Raw genomic sequence first — 1688 nt, 5'->3', positions numbered from 1 at the left:
CTCCCCGCCCTCCCACGCCGCGCGGTTCGTCGCGATCACTGGCAGCTCGCCGTCGTAGTCGTCCAGCGCGGGCAGCGGGTCGTCCGCGAGGTCCATGCGGAACTCCACGGCGTCGGCGTGCTCGCGGGCGGCCGGCTCGTCGGCGAGGTCGGTGACCACCGCCGCGAGCACGAACTCCTCGAAGTCCATGCCCAACCCTGTGACTCCCGCCCGCAATACCGTTTCGGAGTCTGTGATTGCTGCGTCGGACGTTGCCCCCTTGGAGGGTCCGCCCTCTCCCTCCTCGAAAGCCCCTGGCCGTCTCGCGTTCGCTCGACAGCATGCCGCTCGCTCGCTGCGCTCACGCTTGCTTCGCGAACGGGAACCCTGCTGTCGAGCGAACAGGCGAGCGCGAGACGGCCAGCCCCGTTCAGTCCCACCCGTAGCGGAGGGGTCAATCAGTGTGGCGGGACTTTCGAGCAGCTGAGCCAGTTCGCAGCCGGAACCCTAACCGGAGTAAAACGAGGACTGACGAACAATAAGCGAGCCCGAAAGGCGCCTCAGACCGGAATCGTGTCTTCGGCTTCGAGCAGTTCGTGGTAGCGGTTGCGGATGGTGACCTCGGAGATGTCCGCGACCTCGGAGACCTTCGCCTGCGTGGTCTTCTCGTTGGTGAGGAGGGCGGCGGCGTAGACGGCTGCGGCGGCGAGGCCGACCGGGGACTTCCCGGAGTGGACGCCCTTGTCCTTGGCGGTCTTCAGGAGTTCGCGGGCGCGGTGCGCGGACTCGTCGGACAGCTCCAGGGAGGACGCGAACCGGGGGACGTAGCTCTCGGGGTCCGCGGGCGCGACCTCCAGGCCGAGTTCGCGGACGACGTAGCGGTACGTGCGCGCGATCTCGGCTTTCTCGACGCGGGAGACGTCAGCGATTTCGTCGAGGCTCCGGGGCACGCCCGCCTGGCGCGCGGCGGCGTACACGCAGGACGTTGCGACGCCCTCGATGCTGCGGCCGGGCAGGAGGTCCTCCTCGAGCGCGCGGCGGTAGATGACCGACGCGGTCTCGCGGACGTTGTCCGGGAGGCCGAGCGCGGAGGCCATGCGGTCGATCTCGCCGAGCGCCTGCTTGAGGTTGCGCTCTTTGGCGTCGCGCGTGCGGAAGCGCTCGTTCCACTTGCGGAGGCGCTGCATCTTCTGGCGCTGGTTCGAGGACAGCGAGTTGCCGTACGCGTCCTTGTCGCGCCAGTCGATGTTCGTCGACAGCCCCTTGTCGTGCATCGTGTTCGTGGTCGGGGCGCCGACGCGGGATTTCTCGTCTTTCTCCTTGGAGTCGAACGCCCGCCACTCCGGCCCGCGGTCGATGCCGTCCTCCTCGACCACGAGGCCGCAGTCGGCGCACACCGATTCGCCGTGCTCTTCGTCCTGGACGACCAGCCCCCCGCACTCCGGGCAGCCGTCCGTCGTCTCTTCTTCGTCCGTGCGCTCCTGCTCTCGGGAGCGCATGCGTGCATCTGTCATTAGCGGAATTCCCCCGGAAAACCCGGATGAGTCGTGCCACATGCGTTTACCAAGTTCTCACTTAACGGTTTCGTTGTCCGCACCAGCGCGTGCACCGTGTTAGGAGTCCCCACGACCCCCGTCGGCGGCCGTCGGGCCGACCGCTACCGTCGGTCCGGCGGGGCCGGACGCCATGCTAGCGACGCCGCGACCATG

The 1688-nt window shown here is 68.3% G+C and carries 2 protein-coding genes; both read right to left on the bottom strand.

Translation table 11 applies throughout. From position 1 onward, the window contains the following. A partial coding sequence (locus tag GRX66_RS18750) for a type I 3-dehydroquinate dehydratase (protein WP_201293099.1) occupies positions 1-189 on the bottom strand: 189 nt, incomplete at its 3' end. 350 nt (positions 190-539) lie between these two features. Further along, on the bottom strand, positions 540-1493 hold the full coding sequence (locus tag GRX66_RS18745) for a transcription initiation factor IIB (protein ID WP_159527820.1): 954 nt from the start codon (positions 1491-1493) through the stop codon (positions 540-542). Positions 1494-1688 lie beyond the last annotated feature (195 nt).

The organism is Halobacterium bonnevillei, assembly GCF_009831555.1.
Classification (GTDB): domain Archaea; phylum Halobacteriota; class Halobacteria; order Halobacteriales; family Halobacteriaceae; genus Halobacterium; species Halobacterium bonnevillei.
Note: the sequence above shows the minus strand (reverse complement) of the source record. Positions and strands in the feature narration are given on the sequence as shown.

Bases quoted from the DNA above. Each gene is read 5' to 3' on its own strand.
- GRX66_RS18745 (WP_159527820.1), bottom strand. From the start codon at position 1,493: ATGACAGATGCACGCATGCGCTCCCGAGAGCAGGAGCGCACGGACGAA.